At 56.2% G+C, this 23,948-nt stretch carries 13 protein-coding genes; 9 read left to right on the forward strand and 4 right to left on the reverse strand.

Features of this window, described 5'->3' with window-relative positions; all coding sequences use genetic code 11:
* The first annotated feature begins 100 nt into the window (after positions 1–100).
* The 6 genes from LVD14_RS05885 (at position 101) to LVD14_RS05910 (ending at position 5,829) form a co-directional block, all read left to right on the forward strand.
* Positions 101–1,042, forward strand: coding sequence for a putative RNA methyltransferase (locus LVD14_RS05885; RefSeq protein WP_237133105.1), 942 nt, complete (start codon positions 101–103; stop codon positions 1,040–1,042).
* A 7-nt stretch (positions 1,043–1,049) separates the two neighbouring features.
* A complete protein-coding gene (locus LVD14_RS05890; protein ID WP_237133106.1) occupies positions 1,050–1,328 on the forward strand; it encodes a hypothetical protein in 279 nt (92 codons plus the stop codon).
* Positions 1,329–1,441: 113 nt separating this feature from the next.
* Entirely contained in the window at positions 1,442–2,836 is a 1,395-nt protein-coding gene (locus LVD14_RS05895) for a M24 family metallopeptidase (protein ID WP_237133107.1), read from the forward strand.
* A 387-nt stretch (positions 2,837–3,223) separates the two neighbouring features.
* Entirely contained in the window at positions 3,224–4,156 is a 933-nt protein-coding gene (locus LVD14_RS05900) for an HNH endonuclease (RefSeq protein ID WP_237133108.1), read from the forward strand.
* 174 nt (positions 4,157–4,330) lie between these two features.
* Positions 4,331–4,732, forward strand: a complete 402-nt coding sequence (locus LVD14_RS05905; protein ID WP_237133109.1) for an HIT family protein — start codon at positions 4,331–4,333, stop codon at positions 4,730–4,732.
* Positions 4,729–5,829, forward strand: a complete 1,101-nt coding sequence (locus tag LVD14_RS05910) for an HNH endonuclease (RefSeq protein ID WP_237133110.1) — start codon at positions 4,729–4,731, stop codon at positions 5,827–5,829. The genes LVD14_RS05905 and LVD14_RS05910 overlap by 4 nt, the downstream gene beginning before the upstream one ends.
* Here the strand turns inward: LVD14_RS05910 and LVD14_RS05915 are convergent.
* Positions 5,787–7,982, reverse strand: a complete 2,196-nt coding sequence (locus tag LVD14_RS05915; RefSeq protein ID WP_237133111.1) for a DNA/RNA helicase domain-containing protein — start codon at positions 7,980–7,982, stop codon at positions 5,787–5,789. The two genes, LVD14_RS05910 and LVD14_RS05915, sit on opposite strands and share 43 nt — an antisense overlap.
* Positions 7,979–8,299: a nucleotide pyrophosphohydrolase gene (locus LVD14_RS05920; RefSeq protein WP_237133112.1), complete on the reverse strand. Its 321-nt coding sequence runs from the start codon at positions 8,297–8,299 to the stop codon at positions 7,979–7,981. The genes LVD14_RS05915 and LVD14_RS05920 overlap by 4 nt, the downstream gene beginning before the upstream one ends.
* Before the next feature lie 259 nt (positions 8,300–8,558).
* Between LVD14_RS05920 and LVD14_RS05925 the strand changes: the two genes are divergently transcribed.
* Positions 8,559–10,097 (forward strand): bifunctional GNAT family N-acetyltransferase/carbon-nitrogen hydrolase family protein, encoded by a 1,539-nt coding sequence (locus tag LVD14_RS05925; RefSeq protein ID WP_237133113.1) that lies wholly within the window; start codon positions 8,559–8,561, stop codon positions 10,095–10,097.
* Between the two features lie 61 nt (positions 10,098–10,158).
* On the forward strand, positions 10,159–12,393 hold the full coding sequence (locus tag LVD14_RS05930; protein WP_237133114.1) for a S9 family peptidase: 2,235 nt from the start codon (positions 10,159–10,161) through the stop codon (positions 12,391–12,393).
* An 81-nt stretch (positions 12,394–12,474) separates the two neighbouring features.
* Here LVD14_RS05930 and trhA read toward each other — a convergent pair whose 3' ends face one another.
* Positions 12,475–13,113: a PAQR family membrane homeostasis protein TrhA gene (gene trhA, locus LVD14_RS05935; RefSeq protein WP_237133115.1), complete on the reverse strand. Its 639-nt coding sequence runs from the start codon at positions 13,111–13,113 to the stop codon at positions 12,475–12,477.
* Between the two features lie 82 nt (positions 13,114–13,195).
* Entirely contained in the window at positions 13,196–15,304 is a 2,109-nt protein-coding gene (locus tag LVD14_RS05940; protein ID WP_237133116.1) for an amidohydrolase family protein, read from the reverse strand.
* Between the two features lie 311 nt (positions 15,305–15,615).
* Here LVD14_RS05940 and LVD14_RS05945 point away from each other — a divergent pair, with 311 nt between their 5' ends.
* Positions 15,616–23,925, forward strand: a complete 8,310-nt coding sequence (locus LVD14_RS05945) for an autotransporter outer membrane beta-barrel domain-containing protein (RefSeq protein ID WP_237133443.1) — start codon at positions 15,616–15,618, stop codon at positions 23,923–23,925.
* Positions 23,926–23,948: the final 23 nt, after the last annotated feature.

The raw sequence follows: 23,948 nt of genomic DNA on the forward strand, positions 1-23,948 counted from the left end.
CGAAGCCCCTGCCGTATGATTGCAAAATACGGCGGGGGTTTTCTTTTGGGCCCTTCCCAGGGTTTCGTAACCTTTTCCGATTCTGCTCAATGGTAACTGCATGGCGGTCACAGCTTTTACTCAACTCGCCTGCCCACTGGATGGCGAGCCATTACAGCGCGAAGATAACACCTGGCGCTGTTCAAAAGGCCACAGCTTTGATGTTGCCAGGCAGGGCTACGTCAATCTGCTGCCGGTGCAAAACAAACGTTCACGCGATCCGGGTGACAGCAAGGCCATGGTGGTCGCACGTCAGGAATTTCTGGCAGCGGGTTTTTATCAACCAATTGCCCAAGCGGTTGCTGGCGCAATACTGAACGGTGTGACGTCATCGGCCACGCTGAATTGTCTGGATGCCGGATGTGGTGAGGGCTATTACCTGCGTCAGCTGGCTGCGCAGTGTCAGCCCGATCAATCCCTGACGGTGTTAGGTCTGGATATCTCCAAGTGGGCCGTGCAGGCAGCCGCCCGCCAGGACAGGCATGTGCAACATTCAGAGGCAGCGTCGGTGTCCGGGCAGGGGGCCGCACCAGTATCCGATGCCGGGACCAAAAACGTATCATGGGTGGTAGGCAACAACGCCAACCTTCCAGTCTTGCCTGCCACGCTGGATCGCATACTCTGCATGTTTGGTTTTCCTGGGTACCCGGAGTTTCTGCGGGTGTTAAAACCGGGTGGCAAACTGCTGATGGTCGACGCTGGTGCGGATCATCTGCGGGAGCTGCGTGAGATCATTTACCCGACGCTCAAACCGGCCCGGCCGCCACAGAACCAGGCACCCGCCGGTTTTGTGATGGGAGACATACAACAGCTGAGATTTTCGGTACGCTTGCCTGACGCAAAGCAGATCGGCAATCTGCTGGTCATGACACCCCACCTGTACCGGGCCAGCGCAGAAGGGCGAGCCCGCGCCGAGCAGCTGACCGAGCTGCAGCTGACCGTGGATGTCCGACTGACGACCCTGATAAAAGACCCGGTGGCAGCCGACCCTGATCAACAATGAGGACTGTATGAAAGAGCAATTGAGATCCATTTTTGCGCCGGTGCTGGCCTATTTCGAGAAAGGTGAACCGGCCGCCAGCTACCGACCCTCGCATCGCAAAGTGCTGCTGGCGCTGGGACTACTGTTTTTGCCATTGTGCGCGGTGTCCACGTATCTGGCGTTCACGTCTGGGCAGCTGGCATCGCTGATTCCTGCCGTGATCTTTGGCCTGGTGAGTCTGGTCAGTCTGGTGGTGGCCACGCTGGGCAATGATACCGCGGTGGCGCGGATCTGGGGCTTGAAGTAAGTCGCCCAGACTCGTTAAGCGCCGCTTGATTGCACGCTTGACCGCCTCCGCGAGCTCTGTGAATATCCAAGGCCAGCCCGACTAAAAAGAATTATCCATCGGAGAATCCACGCATGTCCCGATTGCCGCTTAGCCGCCATTTCTTTCCTGCCTGCCTTGCTGCCTCAGCCGCCCTGGTAGCGTCACTGTCACTGCACGCCCAACCACCCATTAATGTGCCTGCTTCGGCACCGGCGCATGTGCACCCCTTGCCGACCCTGCGCGAGCAGGCCGCCGAGCAGCAGGCCTGGCTGGAGGCGCGGATGGATCGTGTGCTGCCGGCACTGATGCAGGAATACGGCGTGGATATGTGGATTCTGTCGATGCGCGAATACGCCGAGGATCCCGTATTCTGGTCCATTACTTCTCCGACAACATTCGCCGCGCGTCGTCGCTCCATTTATGTGATGAGCCTGCAGCCTGATGGCAGTGTCGAGCGCCTGGCACTGGGTGGCTCCAGCCAGGGCGGTGTGTTCGAAGCCTTCCGCTCCACCCGTCCCGCGCCGACCCAGGATACCGGTGAGCTGGTAGGTGATGAACAGTGGCGCCTGCTGCGCGAACTGATCGAAGATCGCGATCCCGACAACATTGCGCTGAACATCGACTCTGAATGGGCTTTTTCGGACGGCCTGCATGCCGGTGAGCGCGAAGTACTGGAAGAGGCACTTGGCCCGTATCTGGAGCGTGTCGTGCGCGAGCCACGCCTGGCCATGAACTACATTGCGCTGCGCATCCCCGAGATGATGCCGCGCTACCGCAAGGTCATGGAGACGGTACACTCCGTCATTTCCGAGGCCTTCTCCAACGCCGTGATCACCCCCGGCGAAACCACCACCGAAGATGTTATCTGGTGGATGCGCCAGCGTGTGCAGGACCTCGGTTACCAGGTCTGGTTCCAGCCCTCGGTAGATGTGTCCCGCGAGGGCGACGGTCGCATCAGCGGCAACACCGTCATCCAGCCAGGTGACTTACTTTGGACCGACTTCGGCGTGGTCGCCATGAACCTGCACACCGACACCCAGCACCTGGGCTACGTGCTCAAACCCGGCGAAACCGACGCCCCCGACGGTCTGAAAGCCTGCCTGGCCGACTCCAACCGCATGCAGGAACTGCTGCTGGAAGAAATGGAACCCGGCCGCACCGGCAATGACATCCTCGCCCTAACGCTGGCGCGCATGGCAGCCGAAGGCATCACTGGCACCGTCTACACCCATCCCATCGGCGACCATGGCCACGGCGCCGGTCCGCTGATTGGACGATGGGATGCGCAGGAGGGTGTGCCTATCCGCGGCGATGCCGTGCTACTGCCGTCCACCTGGCACTCAATCGAACTGCAGGCAACCAAGGCGATACCGGAGTGGGGTGGCCAGGAAGCCAACTGCCGCCAGGAGGAAGAAGCGTATCTGGATGAGAATGGGGAGCGGCATTGGGTGTTTAGAAGGCAGGAGGCGTTTCATTTGGTTTGGTGAGACGCTGCCTGGGACCTAGGGCTACAGGTGCTCAATAGTCGAATCCAATAGATCTGGCATGAGGTGAGTTTCGCGTGGGTACGGCATCACTGGAGTCTAAGTGTCGATGGTCGCGAAGAGAGATTTGGCTTTTTTTACCAGATTGGCTTGGTGATCAACCATATTCTTGATAATCGTCGCCCTCGTGTTGTCGTCTATCATGGCGAGCACAGGTTCATCAAATTTCTGAAAGTTTGTGCTGGATCGGTGGTTAAAGGGATTCGGTAAGGACGTTTGGAATGTAGAGAAAACAGAACAATGAAGATTGCCGGCCGCAGGCAAGATAAATTCGTTTATGGGAACTTTGCGTGAAACTCATACTTAAGATTGGTTGTTAGGGTGGCCAGTTTGACCGACCATAAAATGCAGAACCTTCCCATTCTTCTAGCCGCATTCGAGCAAGTAAGGCTGCTTGAGCGTACTTTCGGCGATGACATTCCATGGTCAGCCATTATTCAAGGGTTCGAATTTAACGGTCGCAAAGTACTGATGGCGAACAGAGCACGAGGAATATTTAAGCCCAAAGAAATGCAAGACGGGCTGCTAAGTATCAAAACTACAGAGCCCAGGGCAGGCAGAACGAATATTTATGATGACCAAGAAATGTCGGAGGGGTTTTTCCGTTACTCCCTTCAGAGAGGTGATTCACGAAGTGGTGGAAATAAGTGCTTATGGGAAGCCAAGCAGCAGCGACAGCCATTCATCTATTTTCATGCTGTGGCGCCCGGAAGATACAAAGCGATATGGCCATGTTATATCTCTAATATTCACGAATCAGAACGCTATTGCGAAGTAGTAGTTGGGGAGCCTCTAGATATTTCGCGCGATCAATCGAGGGGCGTGGTATATCCTGACTTAAGCGCACCTGCCAGGTCATACGCAATAAGAGAAACGCGGGTCCGACTGCATCAAGCCACGTTTAGAGTAAATGTATTAACTGCCTACAATAATAAGTGTTCATTGTCAGGGCTCCCAATCCGAGAGTTACTCGAAGCGGCGCATATTACACCAGATTCTGAGACGCACAGCTCTACAGAAGTATCAAATGGTATTGCGATGTCGCGCCTTCATCACAAGGCGTATGATGCTAATTTGATTGGCATATCGCCCGATATGGAAATCACTGTAAGCGACATACTGTTGAGCCAGCAGGACGGAGCAATACTCACCGCACTTCAAGAATTGAACGGCAAACAGCTAGTGCCGCCTGGCAATAAACATCATTTGCCTGATAGAGATCGTCTTGCTCAAAGATACGAACAGTTCATAAAGACTAATTAGACTGCATGCTTCATTGAAGCCTGTTGCCTCATTCGTTTCTGGTGGACATCGTCTTGGCAGCGCGAGCGGCAGAACAAGTGCATTGAATTCAACGGTGGTGCCAAATCTAAAGGTGTTTTTTTAAGGGGTGTGCGACCGATTGACGAACATCCACGTACAAAGCAATATGAATTGATGAATAATAAACTAGACACTAATCTGTGCCCCTTTTGCGACCATAGTAGCCGCAAGCCTCTAGTCGCTAACAGCACAGGGGGCGCGATTCTAGACAATTACCCGATTTCACCGGGGCATACATTGATCATTCCCGTACGACATGTCGCCTCATACTTCGATCTGTCTCAAGACGAACGCGATGACCTGTGGGACCTTGTCGAACAGGCCAAGGCAATACTAGACAAGACGTTTTCGCCGGATAGCTACAATGTCGGCTTCAATGACGGGCCTGCCGCCGGCCAAACCATTGGGCACTGCCACATTCACCTGATCCCACGTTATGTTGGCGACGTGGCTGATCCGAGAGGTGGTTTGCGCTGGATTATGCCGCACAAAGCTGACTATTGGTCTGATAAATGAGCACTTTATCTGCACGCGCGCAGCTGGCGTTTCTTGAGAAGATCCAACGCCTATTTGACGAGGGCGAGTTTTCGGCCACATACAAATTCGCCCTGATGCTGACGCTGACAGAGCTGGCAATTGAGTATGGTGCGGATGATGACACCGAGTTGGCATTGCCACTCGATCTGGTGGCGGAGCGTTTTGCGCTTTGGTACTGGCGGCAGGCAAGCGCTTATGGCCCGGCGTCTGCTGACTCTGAAGACGGTATTCTTGTTCAGAATCTCGGCAAACAGGCGGCTGTGATAAATCGAATACGCGGTGTTTACAATGATGTACAAGGCAATCCTGCCCGCGCCCCCGGCCATCCACATTGGAAGCGTGTAATTTCAGACATCCGGGCTATCGTCCACAACATGCCGTTACGCCATCTACAGGTAATTGGTGGCGAGACAGATCGATTTCTCTATGATTATCCGTGTGTGAACAAAATATTGGTTCTCAAGCGGGGTATCAGTCATAACCTTCGACGTTTCAGTCCTCTTATTCAGCAACTGGCAAAGGCAGGTTGGCTTGAACACATTCGCAGTAATCGCCGCAATTCTGAGCTACTTGGGAAAAAGGACGATCTCGAGTCATTTATGTTCGGGACGCCAAGAGCTCAGCTGGCAAAGGTTTCGCCAATTCTGGCCGACATGCAGGACAGACGTTGCTTCTACTGTCAGGGAAAGTTGCACAGCCAGGTTGAGGTTGACCACTTCATCCCGTGGTCTCGCTACCCAAGGGATACTGCCCACAACTTCGTTGTGGCGCATCGAAGCTGTAATAACGACAAACGCGATATGTTGGCGGCCAAATCGCACCTGGAACGCTGGCTGGATAGGAACGAACGCATCGGCCGAGAGCTGGGGGAACAAATGCAAGACCAGGGCTTCGTCTCGAATTTGGCCAGCACGACTGAAGTGGCGAAATGGGCATATGGTGAAACACTCAGGATGCAGGGTTATGCCTGGATCGCAACACGTCGTCAGACTGAAATGATAAATGAGCAGTACACTGCGCTTTTTTCAATAAATCAGTCTGTTAGCAGCCGAACAAACACCCCAACCACCCGATAGCTCTCAACCTCATCCGCACCCAAAACAATCGGCTCATACCCAGTATTACTGGATCGCGGTTTCAACATGATCTGCTCATGCGCCCAGCCATCGTCGCTTTCACTTTTCACGCTGGCGTATTCTTTAATCGTATAGTGTGAACCGCTTTCTTCATCAATACTGTTCAGCATTTCGACCAGCACGATCTTGCCATTGCGGCTGCCGCCGGGGTCGGTGCGGAACAGGCACATGGCGCCGTTGGGGATGATGTTGTTCATCGACTCGCCCTGGACCTTGCAGGCAAAGTAACTTTCGTTGATGCGCTCGCCTTCGGGAACCAGAGTCCAGTCTTTGTGCTCTCCACGCTGCTGTTCGCTGAAGTCTCCGGCGGCTGCTATCAGGTCATATACTGGCACGGCATTGATAAACGGTTTGACAGGTATCGGAACGATATCTGCTGTGCCATCAAATGACTGCGATTCCGTCGCGATGTGCTGAGCGAGATAGTCCCGGAGGTCGGGATCGCATGCATAGATGAACGTACCGCGTATGCCACGCAGCAGAATGGTCTGGTAGATGTTTAATATATATATTTTAAGTTCTTCGGGATTCTTGATCGACTGTTTTCCGTTCCTGTCGAAGTAAAGCTCGGGCCGTATGATGATTTCATTGCTGACTTTGTCGTAGCCAATTTCGCGGCCGAAAATGACTCCAGCAATGTTGAGGTCGTAGCCCTGTGTTGTGTGGATGCAGCCAACTTCATTTACTGAGTTAGGTGCGTTGATCCAGTCTTTGCTGGTGCTGTTCCATCTCAGCTGAACGCCCTCAATCTGAATATCGAAAAGTTCACTGTTTTTATTGGAGACCCATGGCCATGCGTATCCTGCAATCATCCGCGACAGCCCATGCTGATCGTCGCGTTCTCTGACGGCGTTAACGAATTCGGCGAAGGAGTCGAACAATCTGAGTTCGTAGTTTTTTGACTGGTAGGGCGGTGCATTTCCCAGTCGACCATGCAGCAGTCTATTGATGAACTGAACGTAGGGGTTGCCGCCTCTGACACGGAACTGGGACACCAGTTGCTGAGTCTGGGTCGTTGGCGATAGTTTGAGTTTTTCAAAAACGCCGGTCGGTGTGTCAGAGGGCTTGATGGTCTGGTTCAGGTCGTAGAAAAACACGGCCTTGTTCGACTGCTTGGTTACCCAGTCCACCTCGCTGCAGTTCGCTGGATCCAGGCCAAGCGTGTTTGCGGTTTTGTCGAACGAGCCGTAATAGGCGCCCAGGTTTTGTCTGCGGCGCAGACGGTGTGCTTCATCGACAAGGACAATGTCGTATTGCTGTTCCGCAAGTTGTGAGGGGCTGATCACCATTTTCCGCGACAGGCCCGCAACATTGGCGAAGGCTTTTTCAACGGTGGCGCGAAACGAGGCCATCGGCACTACCAGGGCCATTTTGGGTCTGGGGCCAAACCTGTCTCGCAACTGCGACAGCAGATTCCTGAATTCATCCTCATCGGAGGAAAGACTGCTGAACCGGAAGTCGTCCAGATCGCTTTGCAGCAACTTGAACAGAAATATCGCCAGCACGGATTTGCCGGTGCCGGCGCCACCCTCGACGATCAGGGATTTCACCTGATCATCCAGAAGGGCGTACATGATGCCCAGCAATCCCTGGCGCTGGTCTGCTGACAGCGTTTTGTACGGTGAGTATTTGAACAGGTCGGAGTTGTCGAGATGCTCAATGGAATGTTGAGCCAGGCCTTCTGCTCTCAACTTGTCCCAGAGGTGTCTGAACATTCCCGAATAAAGCTGTTCTTTCTGGTAGTAATTGTGATCGACCAGCCCAAGGTTGCCATTGAGCAGTGCGAACTTGCCATCGGCTGCCATGTACTTGATGAGATTCGATTCGATATCCAGTGTGGCAGACTTGTTAAACTTGTCGCTCTGAATCAGGTGAACGATGGTCAGTCTGCTTTTTTCGTTGTGCTTGAGGTGGGCCTCCATCCGGGTGACAGTGTCGGCAGTCTCGCCGACGTAGGCACGTCCTTTAATGGCATTGCTCAGCACATAAACAAGTGGCCAGTGACCCTGAGTGAGCCCGTTCGCTCGAATCTGCTCCAGTGAACTCCTCTGGAAAGCAAAGCGCCTGATCTCAAGATCGTGAGCTCCGCTCATAGCTCATTGTATTTCCTGGCGGTGCCCCTGGCCTTGTCGGCGGGGTACTTTTCTTCATTCTGTTTGATTTTCGCCAGCACGATGTCTTTGACATCCAGGTCACAGGCATCGGCCAGCAGGAAGGCGAACGAGAACACATCGGCCAGCTCTTCCTTGATCTTTTCAGGATCGGCATCTTCCGGCTGTTTCCACAGGAAGGCTTCCAGCAGCTCGGCGGCTTCAATGCTCAGCGCCAGTGACAGGTCTTTGGGGTTGTGAAACTGCTGCCAGTCGCGCTCGTCGCGGAATTTCTTCAGGGCGTCGATGATTTCGTTCATGGTTATGGTCTGTCGATGGCCAGGGTTATTGAGTCGTATGATTCCATGTACCGATGCAACAGGCAATAGATACCCTTGGCAGGTGACTTTATCAACGACTCCGAAGATGCGCGATGGTAAAACATCGGTGTACTTAGCTTAGGGTAGCCTTAGTTCAGATCCACTTTCGAATAAATTGTGTATCCAGTGAAAATCGAATATGTTCTGAAAGCGTGTGGGGTCAGGAACTGTCTCACCCACAGTCTATTCTGGAGGAGTTATGGAAGCCAATCATGTCGAGATTCGCCATCTGACTATTGATGATATGAGGGCGCTGCGAGAAGCGTCCGAGCAAGTCTATGACGTTGGCCCGCTGCTGACCTGGACTGAAGAGGTTGTCAATGCCTTGTTGACGCGATTTCCCGAGGGGCAAATTTGTGTCTGTGTTGACGACAAAGTGGTAGGTTGTGCCTTTTCATTGATAATTGACTACGCGAAGTTTGGCGATGATCATACTTACGATGAGATCGTAACTGACTTTACTTTTCGCAATCATAACCCTGATGGCGATGTGCTGTATGGAATCGAGGTCTTCATCCATCCAGACTTTAGGGGTTTGAGGCTGGCAAGACGACTTTACGATGCCCGTAAGGAGTTGTGTGAAAATCTGAATTTGCGAGCCATTATGGCCGGTGGCAGGATGCCAAACTATGGCAAGTATGCTGATAAGCTGAGTGCGAAACAATATATTGAAAAAGTAACAAGCAAAGAACTGTACGACCCGGTACTGAGCTTTCAGCTGGCCAATGGATTTCATGTTCGCAAATTGCTTAAAGGGTATATTCCGGGCGATGTCGAGTCTCAGGATTATGCCACCTTGCTTGAATGGTCCAATATTTTTTATAGCAAATCGGTTAAGTTGATCAATGCCCCAAAATCCCAGGTTCGTCTGGGTCTTGTGCAGTGGCAAATGCGCAGTATGGCAGGCATTGATGAACTTTTTGACCAGATGGAGTTTTTTGTTGATGCGGTTTCGGACTACGGCAGTGATTTTGTCCTGTTCCCAGAGCTGTTTGCAGCTCCACTCATGGCACAATACAACCACTTGAGCGTCACCCAGAGCATTCGCGAGCTGGCCAAGTACACCGAAAGTATCCGCGATAAATTTATCGATTTCGCGATCAGCTACAACATCAATATTATCACCGGCAGTATGCCATACCTCATAAAAGGAAAACTGTATAACAGTGGTTTTCTGTGCCGACGTGATGGAAGCTGGGAGAAATATGACAAAGTGCATGTGACGCCGGCAGAGCGAAGGAACTGGGCAATGTCGGGCGGCAATCAGGTCAAAGTGTTTGATACCGATTGCGGTAAAATAGGCATTATGATCTGTTACGATGTTGAGTTTCCGGAATATGCCCGATTGCTCTCCGATCAGGGAATGAATATTTTGTTTGTGCCATTTTTGACCGACACTCAAAATGGTTATACACGCGTGCGGCACTGTGCCATGGCGCGCGCTATCGAAAATGAATGTTATGTCGCTATTGCGGGGGCCGTTGGCAATCTGGCGCGAGTTAATAATATGGATATTCAGTATGCCCAGTCTGCCTTGTTCACGCCGTCAGATTTCGCCTTTCCAACCACAGGTATCAAGGCAGAAGCGACCCCAAACTCTGAAATGTTGCTGGTCGTTGATGTTAACCTGGATGCGTTAAAAGAACTGCATACGCATGGCAGTGTTCACACCATGAAAGACCGGCGGCATGATGTTTACCGGCTGTCGCTGGTGATGTCGGACAAGGACGGGCAATGAGGCCATGGCAGGGATGTAGATGCCCCTGCTAAATCTAACAGACTGATACACCGAGGTTTTCATGCGTGGTGCGTTGATTGTTGTCCTGCCCTTGATGCTTGTCGCCTGCGAGCGGGCAGCAACACCGATTACTGACGGGTCCAGTGAACAACTGACGATCGAGCGACTCTACGGCTCGCCAGATCTGACCGGCCCGACTGCCCGCAATGTGCGGTTCTCACCCGACGGCAGTCGCATCAGCTTCCTGCGCGCCAAAGACGATGACCGCACCGTGCAGGATCTGTGGGCAATGGATGTTGCTACCGGCGAGGCTTATGTGCTGGTCGATGCGCGCCAGCTGGCACCAGAAGAGAGCGAGCTGACGGAGGCTGAAATCCAGTTCCGCGAGCGATCACGCATTACGTCCTCCGGGGTGGTGACCTATCAATGGGACGAAACCGGCGCAGCTGTCCTGGTGCCTCTTGACGGCGATGTGTTCTACGTTGATGTGGAAAGCGGACAAACCCGCCGCCTGACCGAAACACAGGCGTTTGAAACCGACGCCAAGGTCAGTCCAGACGGCGGCTTCGTCTCCTTTATCCGCGACCAGAATCTATGGATACATGATCTCGCTACTGGGGAGGAGTGTGCCCTGACGACCGAAGGCGGCGGTGTCATCAGCTGGGGCATGGCCGAGTTTGTTGCCCAGGAGGAAATGCAACGCTACACCGGTTACTGGTGGTCGCCCGATGACAGCCGCATCGCGGTTGCACGCGTTGATGAAAGCCCGGTGATGGTGGTGGATCGCTTCGGCATTTCTGCCGACGCCGTTTCGGTGTCAGAACAGCGGTATCCGCGGGCCGGCACGCCTAACGCCCTGGTGACACTGCACGTCATCGACCTTGCCTCTGGTGAGATTGCCGAGATGGATCTGGGCAGCGATACCGACATCTACCTCAGCCGCGTCAACTGGAGCGGGTCAGGTGAAACCTTATGGGTGCAGCGACAGAATCGGGCGCAGACGCAATGGGACCTGCTGGCGCTTGATCCGCGCACGGGTGCTGAAGACACAACACGGCGTATCACAGAACAGGCAGATACCTGGATCAATCTGTCGCATGATCTGCGAACACTGGCCGGGGGCAGTCTGCTTTATCTCAGCGAACAATCCGGCTTTCGCCATATTCGTTATGTGAGCACAGATGGCGTAGCCCGCGATATCACATCGGGAGACTGGGTGGTTGATAGCCTGGAAGCCGTCGACCAGGACGCGGGTATTGTCTGGTTCTCCGGCTGGACGGACACACCACTGGAGCGCCACCTGTACTCAGTGAACCTGGATGGCGGCGAACCGCAGCGTATTACCTCTGGCGAAGGACGCTGGAACGTAACGGTCGGTTCTGGCGGGTCAGGCTTTATCGGCACCTACTCCGATATCGACACTCCGCCCAACACCGGGCTGTATTCCATTGCAGGTGAACGCATTGCCTGGGTGGAGGAAAACCCGCTGAACCAGGATCATCCTTACGCGCCTTATCTAGCGGCTCATGTCCGGCCCGAGTATGGCACGCTGACGGCCGCAGACGGGCAGACCGAATTGCATTGGCAGATGTACCGGCCAGACCACTGCACCGCAGCGACGCCCTGTCCGGCCATTGTTCAGGTGTATGGCGGGCCAGGCGTACAGTCTGTCACCAGGGGATGGCAGTCACTGCGCGATCAGATTCTTGCCCAGTCCGGCTACGTGCTTTTTAAGGTCGATAACCGGGGCAGTTCAAACCGCGGCCATGCCTTTGAAGCGCCGCTGCATCTGCGCATGGGTATTCTAGAAGTTGAGGACCAGCTGGCCGGACTGGACTGGTTGCAGGAACGCGATTTTGTGGACGCCGACAGCGTGGGTCTGTGGGGCTGGTCCTATGGCGGCTACATGACATTGATGACCACGCTGCAGGCGCCGGGCAGGTTTGCCGCCGGCATTGCCGGAGCGCCGGTTACAGACTGGGCGCTATACGACACACACTACACCGAACGCTATATGTCGACCCCGCAGGACAATGCCGACGGGTATGACGCCGGTTCGGTCTTTGCCCATCTTGATGGTTACCAGACCCCGCTGCTGATTATTCACGGCATGGCGGATGACAATGTGACCTTTGATCACTCCACCCGATTGTTCGCAGAGCTGCAGGAGCGCGGCCAGGTGTTCGAGATGATGACCTACCCAGGCCAGCGCCACGGCATCCGTCCGCCGCCGCTGCAGACTCACTTGCTCAGAACGCAAATGACGTTTTTCAACCGGCACTTGCGCGGCGAATGAAACTATCGCGCTGACGGCTGGGTTCAACAAAGTTCTGCAGATTTGCGTGCAGCTTTTGCGGATTAAGCCAGGCGCCGCCGCTCAGGCGACATAAAAGTACACCGCCACAAAGTGGCAGCAACTGCCGAGCAATACAAACAGGTGAAAAATGGCGTGGTTAAGCGGCAGGCGCCGGATACTGTAAAGTATGGCGCCCAGGGTGTAGGAAACACCACCAGCGATCAGCCAGCTGAGGCCTGGACCGTCGAAAGCGGCCAGCAGGGGTTTGATCGCGAACAGGATAATCCAGCCCATGAAGACGTAGAGCAATGTTGACAGCAGACTGAACCTGCCGGTGTAAAACAGCTTCAGAACAATACCTGCCAGCGCCATAGACCAGGAGGCCGCAAAAATACTCCAGCCGATACTGCCTTGCAGCACAATAAGTGCAAAAGGCGAGTAGGTGCCGGCAATCAGCACATAGATGCTGGCGTGGTCGGCCACGCGCAGGCGAGTGCGCCGTCGCGGATTCTGCGTACTGTGGTAAAGGGTGGATATGCTGTAGAGGAGCACCAGGCTGACACCGAACAGGCCAAAACTCACCAGCACCAGAATAGAATCCAGGGCACTGGCGCGCAGCAGCAGCGCAACCAGTGCCACCACACTCAGCAGCAAACCGAGTGCGTGCAAACTGACGTTAAGTCGTTCTTCTGTCTGTGAGTATTGCGGATAGCCGGTCATGACAGATCCTTTGGGTTGTGGAACTGCTGCCAGTCGCGCTCGTCACGGAATTTCTTCAGGGCGTCGATGATTTTATCAATGCTTATTCCACCCCCTCTGCACCGGACACAATCATCGGTGCAGGCGTAAACGGGCGAATGCCAAACTCAGGATAGATATCGCTGGGGAAATAGACATTGCCATCTTTTACCACCATTGAAATTGTCTTGATGGCTTTGAGATCTGACGTCGGATCCCCTGGAATCAGGAAAAAGTCAGCCAGTTTGCCGGGTTCAATTGAACCCAGTCGGTCGCCTTCACCCAGGTACGTTGCCATGTCGAGCGTCGCCATTTTTAACACTTCGGCGGCTGTCATGCCAACCTCCTGGTAAAGCTCCAGCTCGCGGTGATAGCTGAACGAACCGCCCAGGTCAGTCCCCGGAATAATGATCACACCCTGATCCCGCATTTCGCGCACCGTCTCCAGAATTTTGGCAAAACCCAGCCGATAGGCGATGTCATCCTCGGGTGTGGCGATTTCGGAACGCGCGGTTCTTGCATTGCGCTGAATACCCACGGGCATATGATCGATGTAGTCCACCATGCCAGGTGCTACCTCGCCGTTGCGGGACAGCATCAGATTCTCGTGGATGGCCAGCGTCGGGTCGATACCCATACTGCGCTCGGCCATGCTCGAAATCGTCTGCTGCACAGCGGGGGAGTTGATATCAATGCCGGGGAATCGCTTCATGGCGGTCAGCCGCAACAGGGTGCGGGTATCTTCGTCTGGCGCCAGTACCCAGCCCAGCATGACCTGGTTGATGTGTGTCAGTTCATCGTAGCCGGCAGCAATCATGGCGTCCGCATTCGAGAAGGCGGGCACATGTCCTGCCACACGCATGCCGCGCGCGTGTGCCTCGGTCACCATGGCCGGTACCCATTCCGGGTTCATGCTGTTGTAGATTTTGATCTGATGAAAGTCGCCCTGATCGGCATACCATCGGACGGCGTCAAGCGCCTCTTCCTGAGTCGACACCAGGATGCCACTGTTGGAGTTGAACGGGCTTCTGCCTTCGATAAAGCCGCTGCGATGAATGCGCGGCCCGACCAGTCTGCCCGACTCGATTTTGCTAATCAGGTCGTCCAGTACCGCATTATTGTTGCCCATGTCGCGAAAGCTGGTGACCCCTGCCGCAATATTCAGCAGCGCACTGCCCTGGCCTGCGTGCGCGTGCATTTCATACATGCCGGCAACCAGGGTACCGCCCGCGCCGTCAATCAGAATCTCATTGGTGTCAGCCGTCTCTACCACCTCATCCACTGACGCGATCTGGTTGTCGGTAACCAGCACGGAGACTGGATCAGTTAGGCTCAGGCTGGATGGATCAAACACCCTGACGTTATTGATGCGCACCGGTTTATCAAAAACACGGGTGACCTGTTCCTGTATAGACTCAAAGCGGCGGGTTGCGTATTCGGCCGCCAGATCACGCAAGCGCTGCTCTTCCTGCTCGAAGCCCGTTCGCACCAGCGCAAAGCGCTCATTCATGGACGCAAACAGCATGCCGTCCTCATCCAGGGCAAAATAGCTCGGATTCAGGTCAATGCCCGACAGCGCATAGGTTGTGATGGCAGTGGACGCACCATCGCTGCCCGTGACATCCAGGGTGTCGATGGCCTCCAGTTTCAGCTCGCCGGCAGGCAGTACCGCCAGGGTATTTTCCTCAGCCGCCAGCAACAGCCGTGCATAAACCCATAAGGCATAGGGGCTGGATTCCTGGGCCACATACAGATTGGCTTCTGCCAGATCGGATGCGCTGCTGCCGGTGGTGTCGGTCCAGCTGGCTTGGCCGCCCTGCACCTCAAACTGCTCTTCGATGATATTGCCAAAAGTGGTGGCGCCGGTAATGCGCCAGCTGCGCGGTACACCCTCATCGGTAAACTCAATGACCTCTTCAACGGAAGGGCCACGACCGTTGTTACGGTACTCATAACCCACTTCGGTCACGTCACCGTGCTGCACTTCCATCTGCCCGACCCGTGTGCCCGAGATGAGTGCGGTAAACGCTTCTGTTCCGGCAGGCCGTGCAAACGCAGCTTCCTCCGGTACGGCCACGACAGGGGATGAGGGTTCAGGCTGGCCGCAGGCGGCCAGTGACAGGACGGCAAAAATCAGCACCAGGGCTGTGCTGCGGCGGGCTTGAGAATTCATTAGGGGCTCCGTGATCTGGCGGCCCAGGTTTCTGGGGCGCCGCTCTGTAAAAGGGCAGGATACCTTAAATATGCGTGCGCCTGCCACGAGGGCAATTACGCCGTACCTGGCATACTGGCGTGGCCAGGCAGACCGCGGCTGCTCGTCTATCTTTAAGATAGTGTCAGGTATGATTCCACATAGTTCGAACTGCATCCCAAATAAAAGACTCCGTACCCTATTGATACAATCTTGTATTAGACAACCTCGGCCTAATCTGATAATTATCAAAGCCTTAATCAAAAATAATCAGATACGCAGGGGTTTACTCTATGTCGGTCACGTTCCGCAGCCTGATTCTGCTCTCCACCGTTGGTACCATCACTGCACACGCCGGTGACCTTCCCCCAGTCACTACAGATGCCAGCACTTTTGGCACGCCGCAAGACCGATCAAATCTGAACGTGAATCTGAATGGCATTTCGGTGCCACCTTACCAGATCAAGTCTGAAACCCTTGATATCCAGACCATGACGGTGGGCAAGGATGGTGATCAGGGTGCCTCTGGCACCTGGTACCAGTTTCTGGGCGGTCAGCCCTTTGTACTGATTCAGGCGCAGGGCCACAGCACGGCCATTCCGGGTGACGTGGATGCGCTTGCCAACGGCACGGCGGGATCGGGACCTGCCACCAGCCTGACCAACTACAACAATCTGGCCAGTTGGCTAGACTCCGGTGTCCCAGTCAATGCCATGAACAATCCGGGTCTGGTGGCAGCCAGTATTGGTGGCAACCGGGGCGGTGCGCCGGGCGGACTGGCCGGTGATGTGACTATCACCAACAAGGGCCGGCTGTTCACCAGTACCAGCAACTCCATGGGTATCCTGGCACATTCAATCGGGGGTTCTGCCTCCGGCGGTCAGAATGGCGGTAACGCGGGCGCGGTGAGAGTCAACAATGACGGCAGCATCACCACCGGCGGCGAGTTTACCAGCCCCACTCAGTTCCAGATTTTCAAGACGCCGCATTCTCCTGGCATCGTGGCCCGCAGTATTGGCGCCTTTGGTGGCAGCGGCGGCAGTGAGTGTGGCTTCCTGTGTTTTTATGGCTATGGCACCAATGGCGGTAATGGCGGAAATGCAGGCCAGGTGAATGTCACCAACACCGGCACCATCATGACGGCATCAGAAGCCTCGCAGGGCATCCTGGCCATCAGTATTGGTGGCGGCGGTGGTAATGCGGGCCCCGGTGACGGCCTGATTGCCTCGGTCGGTGGTGGCGGCGGTGAAGGCGGGCAGGGCAGCCTGGCCTATGCGCGCAACCTGGGTCAGATTGTGGCGCAGGCCTCGCGCGGTATTCAGGTACAGAGCATCTCCGGTGGTGGCGGTGATGGTGGTCACGCCAGCGGTGTGGTGATGTCGCTGGGTGGCTCGGGCGGCGATGCTGAATCATCAGGGTCGGCCACCATTGATAACTGCATTGATTCGTTTGCGCAGACTCTGTGCAGCGGCTGGCAACAGGGACAGATCTCAAGTTTTGGTAGCGCACTGTTTGCGCAGAGTGTGGCGGGTGGTGGTGGCGCCGGAGGTTCAACCAAGGGCATTTCTGCCGTGGGGGGCAGTGGCGCCTCGGGTGCTAATGCCGGTAAGGTAAGTGTTTACAACGCTGGCACTCTGTTAAGCACGGGTGCGCATCACAGCACCATTCATGCCCAGAGCGTTGGCGGCGGCGGTGGCCACGGCGGCGCGGCCGTCACTGGCGGCCTCAATGCCTCTGTGGCAATCGGCGGCAGCGGTGGCTCAGGCGGCACCGGTGACGACGTCGGTGTTTACAACATTGGCAATATTTCTGCTGGCTCCAGCACCGATCTGGCCAATTTCTCGCATGGCATCTTTGCACAGAGCGTGGGAGGTGGCGGTGGCAGCGCCGGTAGTGCGACATCCGGGTCCATTGGCCTCGGAGCGGCTATCGCGTTATCCATCGGTGGGCAAGGTGGTGCGGGCGCCAGTGCAGGCGCCGTGACAGTTAACAATTGCGGGTTTACCGATAGCGGTGCCTGCACATCAGGCGCTGGCGGCGGCACCATCCAGACCTTCGGTTCGCACTCGTCAGGTATCCACGCGCAGAGCGTGGGTGGCGGTGGTGGTGCGGGCGGCCTGGCTGCGTCTGGCGCCATGTCCAATGGAGCGGCCATAGCTGCCTCGCTGGGTGGCTCTGGCGGGCAGGGCGGCGCTGGGGGGCAGGTCACGGTTAATTCGCAGTCGCAATTCTCGACACTCGACGAGGCAGTGAGTGGCGCTGCAGACATCACCACTGGCGGTGTTTTTTCTTCAGGCATTTTTGCGCAGAGCGTCGGCGGTGGTGGTGGGTCTGCGGGCACTGCAATTACTGCGACAGCGGGTTCGGTAACGCTGAGCGCGGCCGGCGGTTCCGGACCGTTTTTCAAGATCGGCGGACGCAGCAACGATGGTGGCCTGGGTAACGACGGTGGTACGGTCAATGTCAACAGCTCCAGCCTGATCAATACCACTGGTAACCATGCGACCGCTATCGTCGCGCAGAGCGTGGGCGGCGGTGGTGGCCATGGCGGTTCTGATTTCAGTGGTTCAGCGTCACTCAATGGCAGCCTTTCCCTTGGGCTGGGTGGTGCTGGTGGTCCTGGCGGCATTGGGGGGCAGGTAAACCTGACAACCAGTGCCCTGTCTGGCAACAGCACGGCGGGCACCTTTGCTTCTTCCGGGCGTTATGCCATTCAGACGACAGGTCATCACGCGGATGGCATTCTGGCTCAGAGCGTGGGCGGTGGCGGCGGTACCGGGGGGACTTCGATCGATGGCACATTGTCGGCCAGGATTGCGGCATCATTGTCGCTGGGTGGCTCCGGCGGGCAAGGCGGTGTTTCGGACAAGGTGTCGCTGACCAATAATCTGAGTGTGCTGACCAGTGGCGATCATTCCAAAGGGCTGGTGGCGCAAAGTATTGGCGGTGGCGGCGGTAACGCCGGTGCCAGTATGTCAGCGTCGGTCGGGGGCACGGGAGCGTTTTCGGCAGCCGGCCTGACCATGGGCAACGCCGGAGGCATCCCGGCAGGTGGCAATGGTTCATTTGGCAATGCTGTCAGCTTGACCAACAATGCTCAGGTGACCACGCAGGGCGATTCCTTTGCATCGGCGGTTGTGGCGCAAAGCATCGGGGGTGGTGGTGGCCACGGCGGTGTCAGCGGCGCATTATCACTGGCGACCAAAGCGGCCATATCGGCAGCGATAGGCGGCAATGGTGGCACGGGCAACACGGCGGGTGCTGTCACGCTGACACAAAATGGTGGCAGTGTACTGACCAGTGGCAGCCATTCGCACGGTCTGCTGGCGCAAAGTATTGGTGGTGGTGGCGGTGCCGGCGGCTTTACATTGGCCGGTAGCGGTGGCGCCCAGGGTGTGGGCATCAGTGCCACGATCGGCGGCAATGGCGGTACCGGTGGCAATGGTTCCAGTGTCACGGTCAACACCACCTCCAGCAGCAATGGCGGTGGCGGCCAGCCGACATCCATCAAGGTGACCGGTGAGCATTCCAACGCCATTCTGGCACAGAGTATTGGCGGTGGCGGTGGCAACGGCGCTGTCAGTGTCAGTGTCTCTCTGGCGAGCAAACTGGCATTTGCGCAGGCAGATGTCCCATCGCTGAATCTGGGTAACAAGGCTGGCAGCGGTGGTACCGGCGGTGATGTGGCCGTTCATACGCAGGCCAGTCTGTCCTCCAGTGATTCTGCGGCACTGGTGGCGCAGAGCATCGGTGGCGGCGGTGGTCTCGGTGGGACCAAGGTCACCGGCGATTTTACTTTTGATCCGACGAGGGGCGAAGCAGATCTGTCGCTGGGCGCCAGTGGTGTAAATGGTGCAACTGGCGCTGAGGCTGGTAATGTTCTGGTTGACGCGGGCACTGGCGCCTCAAAACAGGGTGATATCAGCTCTTCCGGCAATCATGCACCAGGCATACTGGCGCAGAGTGTGGGTGGCGGCGGTGGTGCCGGTGGCTGGAGTTTTGCGGCCCGCTTTAAAGGCGGCGGCGAGGAGCCGGGCGTCGCGCCAGCATCGGCCATCGCCATGGGCGGCAAAGGCGGTATCGGTGGTAATTCAGGACAGGTTGTTGTTAATGACGTGGGTAATGTCAGCACCAGTGGCATCAACGCCCAGGGTGTTGTGGCGCAATCAATAGGTGGTGGCGGCGGCCATGGCGGTCTGGCTATCAGCGCCAGTGGCGCCTTGGGTGGCTCCAAAGTTGGTGTTGGCGGCATAGGCTTCGCGATGGGTGGCAGCGGTGGCAGTGGTGCCAACTCCGGTGCTGTGCAGGTGACAACTGCGACGGGCAGCCAGATTTCTACCAGTGGCCATTCCGCTGGCGGCATTCTGGCGCAAAGCATTGGCGGTGGCGGCGGCCAGGGTGGCGGTGCCCTGTCCATCGCGGCAGCGATTAACGCCAACTCTTTCAGCATTGCGCACGGTGGCTCGGGTGGCAGCGGTGGTGCGCCACAAACGGCGCAAATCAATGACATCACGGTGGGCGTTTCCGTGACCAATAACGGTCAGATCACTACAGGCGGGACGGCCAAATCGGATGATGCGTCTGCCATCCAGGCCCAGAGTGTCGGTGGTGGCGGTGGTAGCGCTGGCTTTACTGTCTCACTGGAAGGCAGTGGCGGCGTCGAGCCGCTGGACAACATCGGAGCCAGTATTTCCCTGGGCGCCAGCGGCGGTAATGGTAATTCCGGCAATCTGGTTTATGTCAGCAGCACGGGTAGTCTGACCACCACAGGTGATCGATCCAGCGGCATTCTGGCGCAGAGTGTGGGGGCGGGTGGTGGTCATGCCGGTTTCACATTCTCAGCTGATGCCAAGCTGGATTTGCCGCAGCACTCGCTGGGTGGCACGAACGGCAGCAATGGCAATGGCGGCCTGGTGAGAGTTCAAAATACCGGTAATGTCACAACCACTGGTGCTCAGGCCCATGGCATCGTCGCACAGAGCGTGGGTGCGGGCGGTGGTCATAGTGGTCTCAGTGTCAGCGGAACATTGAGCACCTCGGCAGATCTGTTCATGAACCTGGGCGGAGCAGGTAATGCGACAGGCCAGGGTGGCGAGATCGATTTACAGTCAAGTGGCACCTTTAATCTGAACGGCGCCCATTCGGTGGGTCTGCTGGCGCAAAGCATTGGCGGAGGCGGTGGCGTGGCAGGCGTCAGCCTTGGCAAATTGAACCTGACTGCAACGCCCAGGCTGAACATGACAGCCGGTGGCATGCAGGGCATCGGCGGCAAGGTAACGGTGTCAAATGCCAGCAGTGGCATTCTGCGTATGACATCCACAGGCAGTGATTCGCCCGGCATTCTGGCGCAATCCATTGCTGGTGGTGGCGGGTATAACTTTTTCTCGGCAGGCAGCAACACCAGTAACGCGGCGCTGGATGGAACCGTGCAGCTGGGTGCCACATCGGCCGGTGCAGCGGTATCAGGCACAGTCAGTGTGACTGACGGCACTATTAACACGCAGGGCGCGCGCTCTGCCGCTATTATCGCACAGAGTATCACTGGTGGTGGTGGCGTCATTAACGTTGCCAGCAAGGGCGCATTTGGTGTCAGCAGTATCCTGGGTATGCTCGGCGGTTCGGCGCTGTCTACCGCTGGCGATGTGACGGTGACCAGTCTCAGCCAATTGACCACGCAGGGCGATGACTCCCAGGCCATTGTGGCGCAGAGCATCAGTGGTGGCGGTGGGGTGCTGAATGCGGATTCGGTCGCCAGTCTGCGGCTGGGTGCGGCTGGCGCTCAGGGTACGGGCAATGCCGGCGCGGTCACGGTGAAGACAACTGGCCCCTCACTGACGACCAATGGCCAGCGTGCCAGTGTGCTGGTGGCACAGAGTATCGGCGGTGGCGGTGGTCTGTTGTCTGCTGGTGGCTCAGTCTCCGGTGGGCTGGATTCCAGCAAAATCGGTCTGGGCGGCGGCACCAGCAGCGCATTGACCTCAAGCGGCGGAGCAGTTTCTGTTAACAACTCGGCCACTGTTACGGCTAGCGGCGCGCGTGCTCACGGGCTGGTGGCACAAAGTATCGGCGGTGGCGGCGGTATGGTCTCTGCCAATGAGATTGTCAGCGGCAATACACTGACACCCTTCGCGTCGGCCAACGCCCAGGGCAGCGGTAATGGCGGTGTAGTGAATCTGACCAACACGGGCGCTATTTCGCTGTCAGATTCGGCAGCCATCGGCATTGTCGCGCAGAGTATTGGTGGCGGTGGTGGTCTGTTTGACGATGGCAGAATCGGTACCTCAGGTCCACAAATGGATATCGCCTGGGGCGGTGGTTCTGCATCTAATGTCAGCGGCAATGGCGGGAATGTCACGGTAACCAACTCCGCGTCCATCAAGGCGGGCGTTGGCATCCTGGCACAAAGTGCTGGTGGCGGTGGCGGCGCGATTGTCAGCTCTGTCTATGGAGCGGTGGCGGGTGGCTACGGTAAGGGCTCGGCTGGCAGTGTGTCGGTGACCAACCAGGGCACGATCAATGCGACGTCGATTGGCATCAGCGCGGCTGCCATGAGTGGTGACCAGCCACAGACGCAATCGCTGACCGTGGCCACCAACGGCTCAATCACGGCTGGCAATTACGGCATCATGGCGCAGGTTGCCGGCACGGCACCGGCGACAGCCTCGCAAAATCTGACCGTTAATGTGGGGCAAGCTGGGCTGACCTCGCAGCCGGTCATCAAGGCGAACACCAGTGTGCTGATGCAGACACAAGGTGCGGGTGTGCTCAACAACTATGGCACCATTGGAGACGGTATTCATGACTATGGAGCCGTGTTCAACAACGGCAGTCACACGTTTAACAATTACGGCACGTATATCGGTGCGTTTGGTGGCAATGGTCGCTTGACTGTCAACAACCAGGCGGGTGGTATTCTGAATATCGGTCAGTACTTTATCAACAATCAGGGAACCGTGCCCGCGCCTGCCACTGTGCCAGGCGACCTGAACAATCTGGGAGGTACCGTTTATCCGACGCCCGGTCGCCCAGCCATGCTCCATGTGAACGGCGCGTTTACACAGTCGTCAACTGGTACTTTGAAGATCGACTTTGATCCGAAGGTCTGGTACGAAACAAAGAATTATCCCTTTGATCAAATTAATCTTTTTGGAGGGGGACAGCTGTCACTGAAAGGAAACCTGGACTTCAATGTCATGAACCCCAGGTATCTGGGAGGAACCGGGTCGCTTTTTGTTAGGCTGGATAACGGCGAAGTCCTAGGTTGGGAAGAAGGTACTCAGCCTGACATCGACCTGAACATCAATTTCAGATCGCTGGTGTTGACCTTTAAGGGCGAGCTGGACACGCGAAATCGTGTTTACAATGTCACGTACAACACGGACTTTAACGTTCCGGGTCTGGACGATGACACGGCGGCTGTCGGTAAGCACATTAACGAACTGCTGATCAAAAACCGCTTCAACAGCTCGGACGATGACGCGGTGTTGATGGATGTGATCACTCAGACGGATTCTTACGGCATTTATCAGCTGTATAGCGACATGATCCCCAGCGGGCAAAGTAATTCCCTGTCCGCTGCGCTGGGTTACACCGCCGATCAGATGAATTCGTCCATGTATCACATGCAGTATGTGCTTCAAAATGGCTACGATTATGACGATTCGGAAATGTCCGACAACGGCGCGTATTTTAATCCCGCCAACCCGCGCATCCTGATCGCATATCAGGGTGATGATATTACTAGCGTCGTGGGTAACATGCCGGTACGTGACTCGCGGAAGGCAAGTGTGTGGTTTGCGCCAGTACGGATGGATGTCAGCAAGCAGGACAAACACGGCGTCAGCAATACCAAGCATACCGGTGGCACAATTGGTTTTGATTACCGTTTCTCGGATGCCTGGCTGGGTGGTTTTAGCCTGGGTTATGCGCAGTCGCAAACTGGCTACAGCACGCAGATGGGCCACAGCGACATCGATAACCTGTCTGTGTCCGCGCACACTGTGCGACAGTTCGGTGACCACTATGTCGCGGGCGCGCTGACTGTTGTGGATCACGACATCTACCACCAGCGGCAACACGCACTGGGAGGTACACCGGCGACCAACTACAGTAATTCCAGTAATCTCTCACTGGGCGCCAGCATAGAAGCGGGCACCAGCATTCGCCTGTCAACGTTCCGTGTGCAGCCTTACCTGCGGCTCAATGCTTACAGCATGAAGCAGGATGAGGCAAGCGAAGTGAGCAATTCTAACTTTGCGCTGTCGCTGAAAGAGCACACACTCGAGTCCTATGTATCAGAGCTGGGTGTGCATGTCTCAGGCCGCTGGAACCTGGACAACGGTCAGTTGATGCCGAGCTTTTCACTTGGCTGGCGGCATGAGCTGAGCGATGGCGAAACTGCACTTCCCACGCGCTTTAACGTGGCGGGCGATGAAGAGTTCCATTACAAGTTCGCGCACACACCCAGCGATCATGGCACGGCCTCTGTGGGGCTAAGCTACAACTCTCAGCGTGGCAATACTTTCGGCCTGTCAGCTTTCTATGAGGAAGGTGGACGTCACCGCGCGTCTGGTATCGAAGGGAAGGTGGTGATTCGCTTCTGAGGTAAAAAGGCTGCGGGTCAGGC

Source organism: Pseudohongiella sp. O18 (genome assembly GCF_021729085.1).
Taxonomy (GTDB): Bacteria; Pseudomonadota; Gammaproteobacteria; order Pseudomonadales; family Pseudohongiellaceae; genus Pseudohongiella.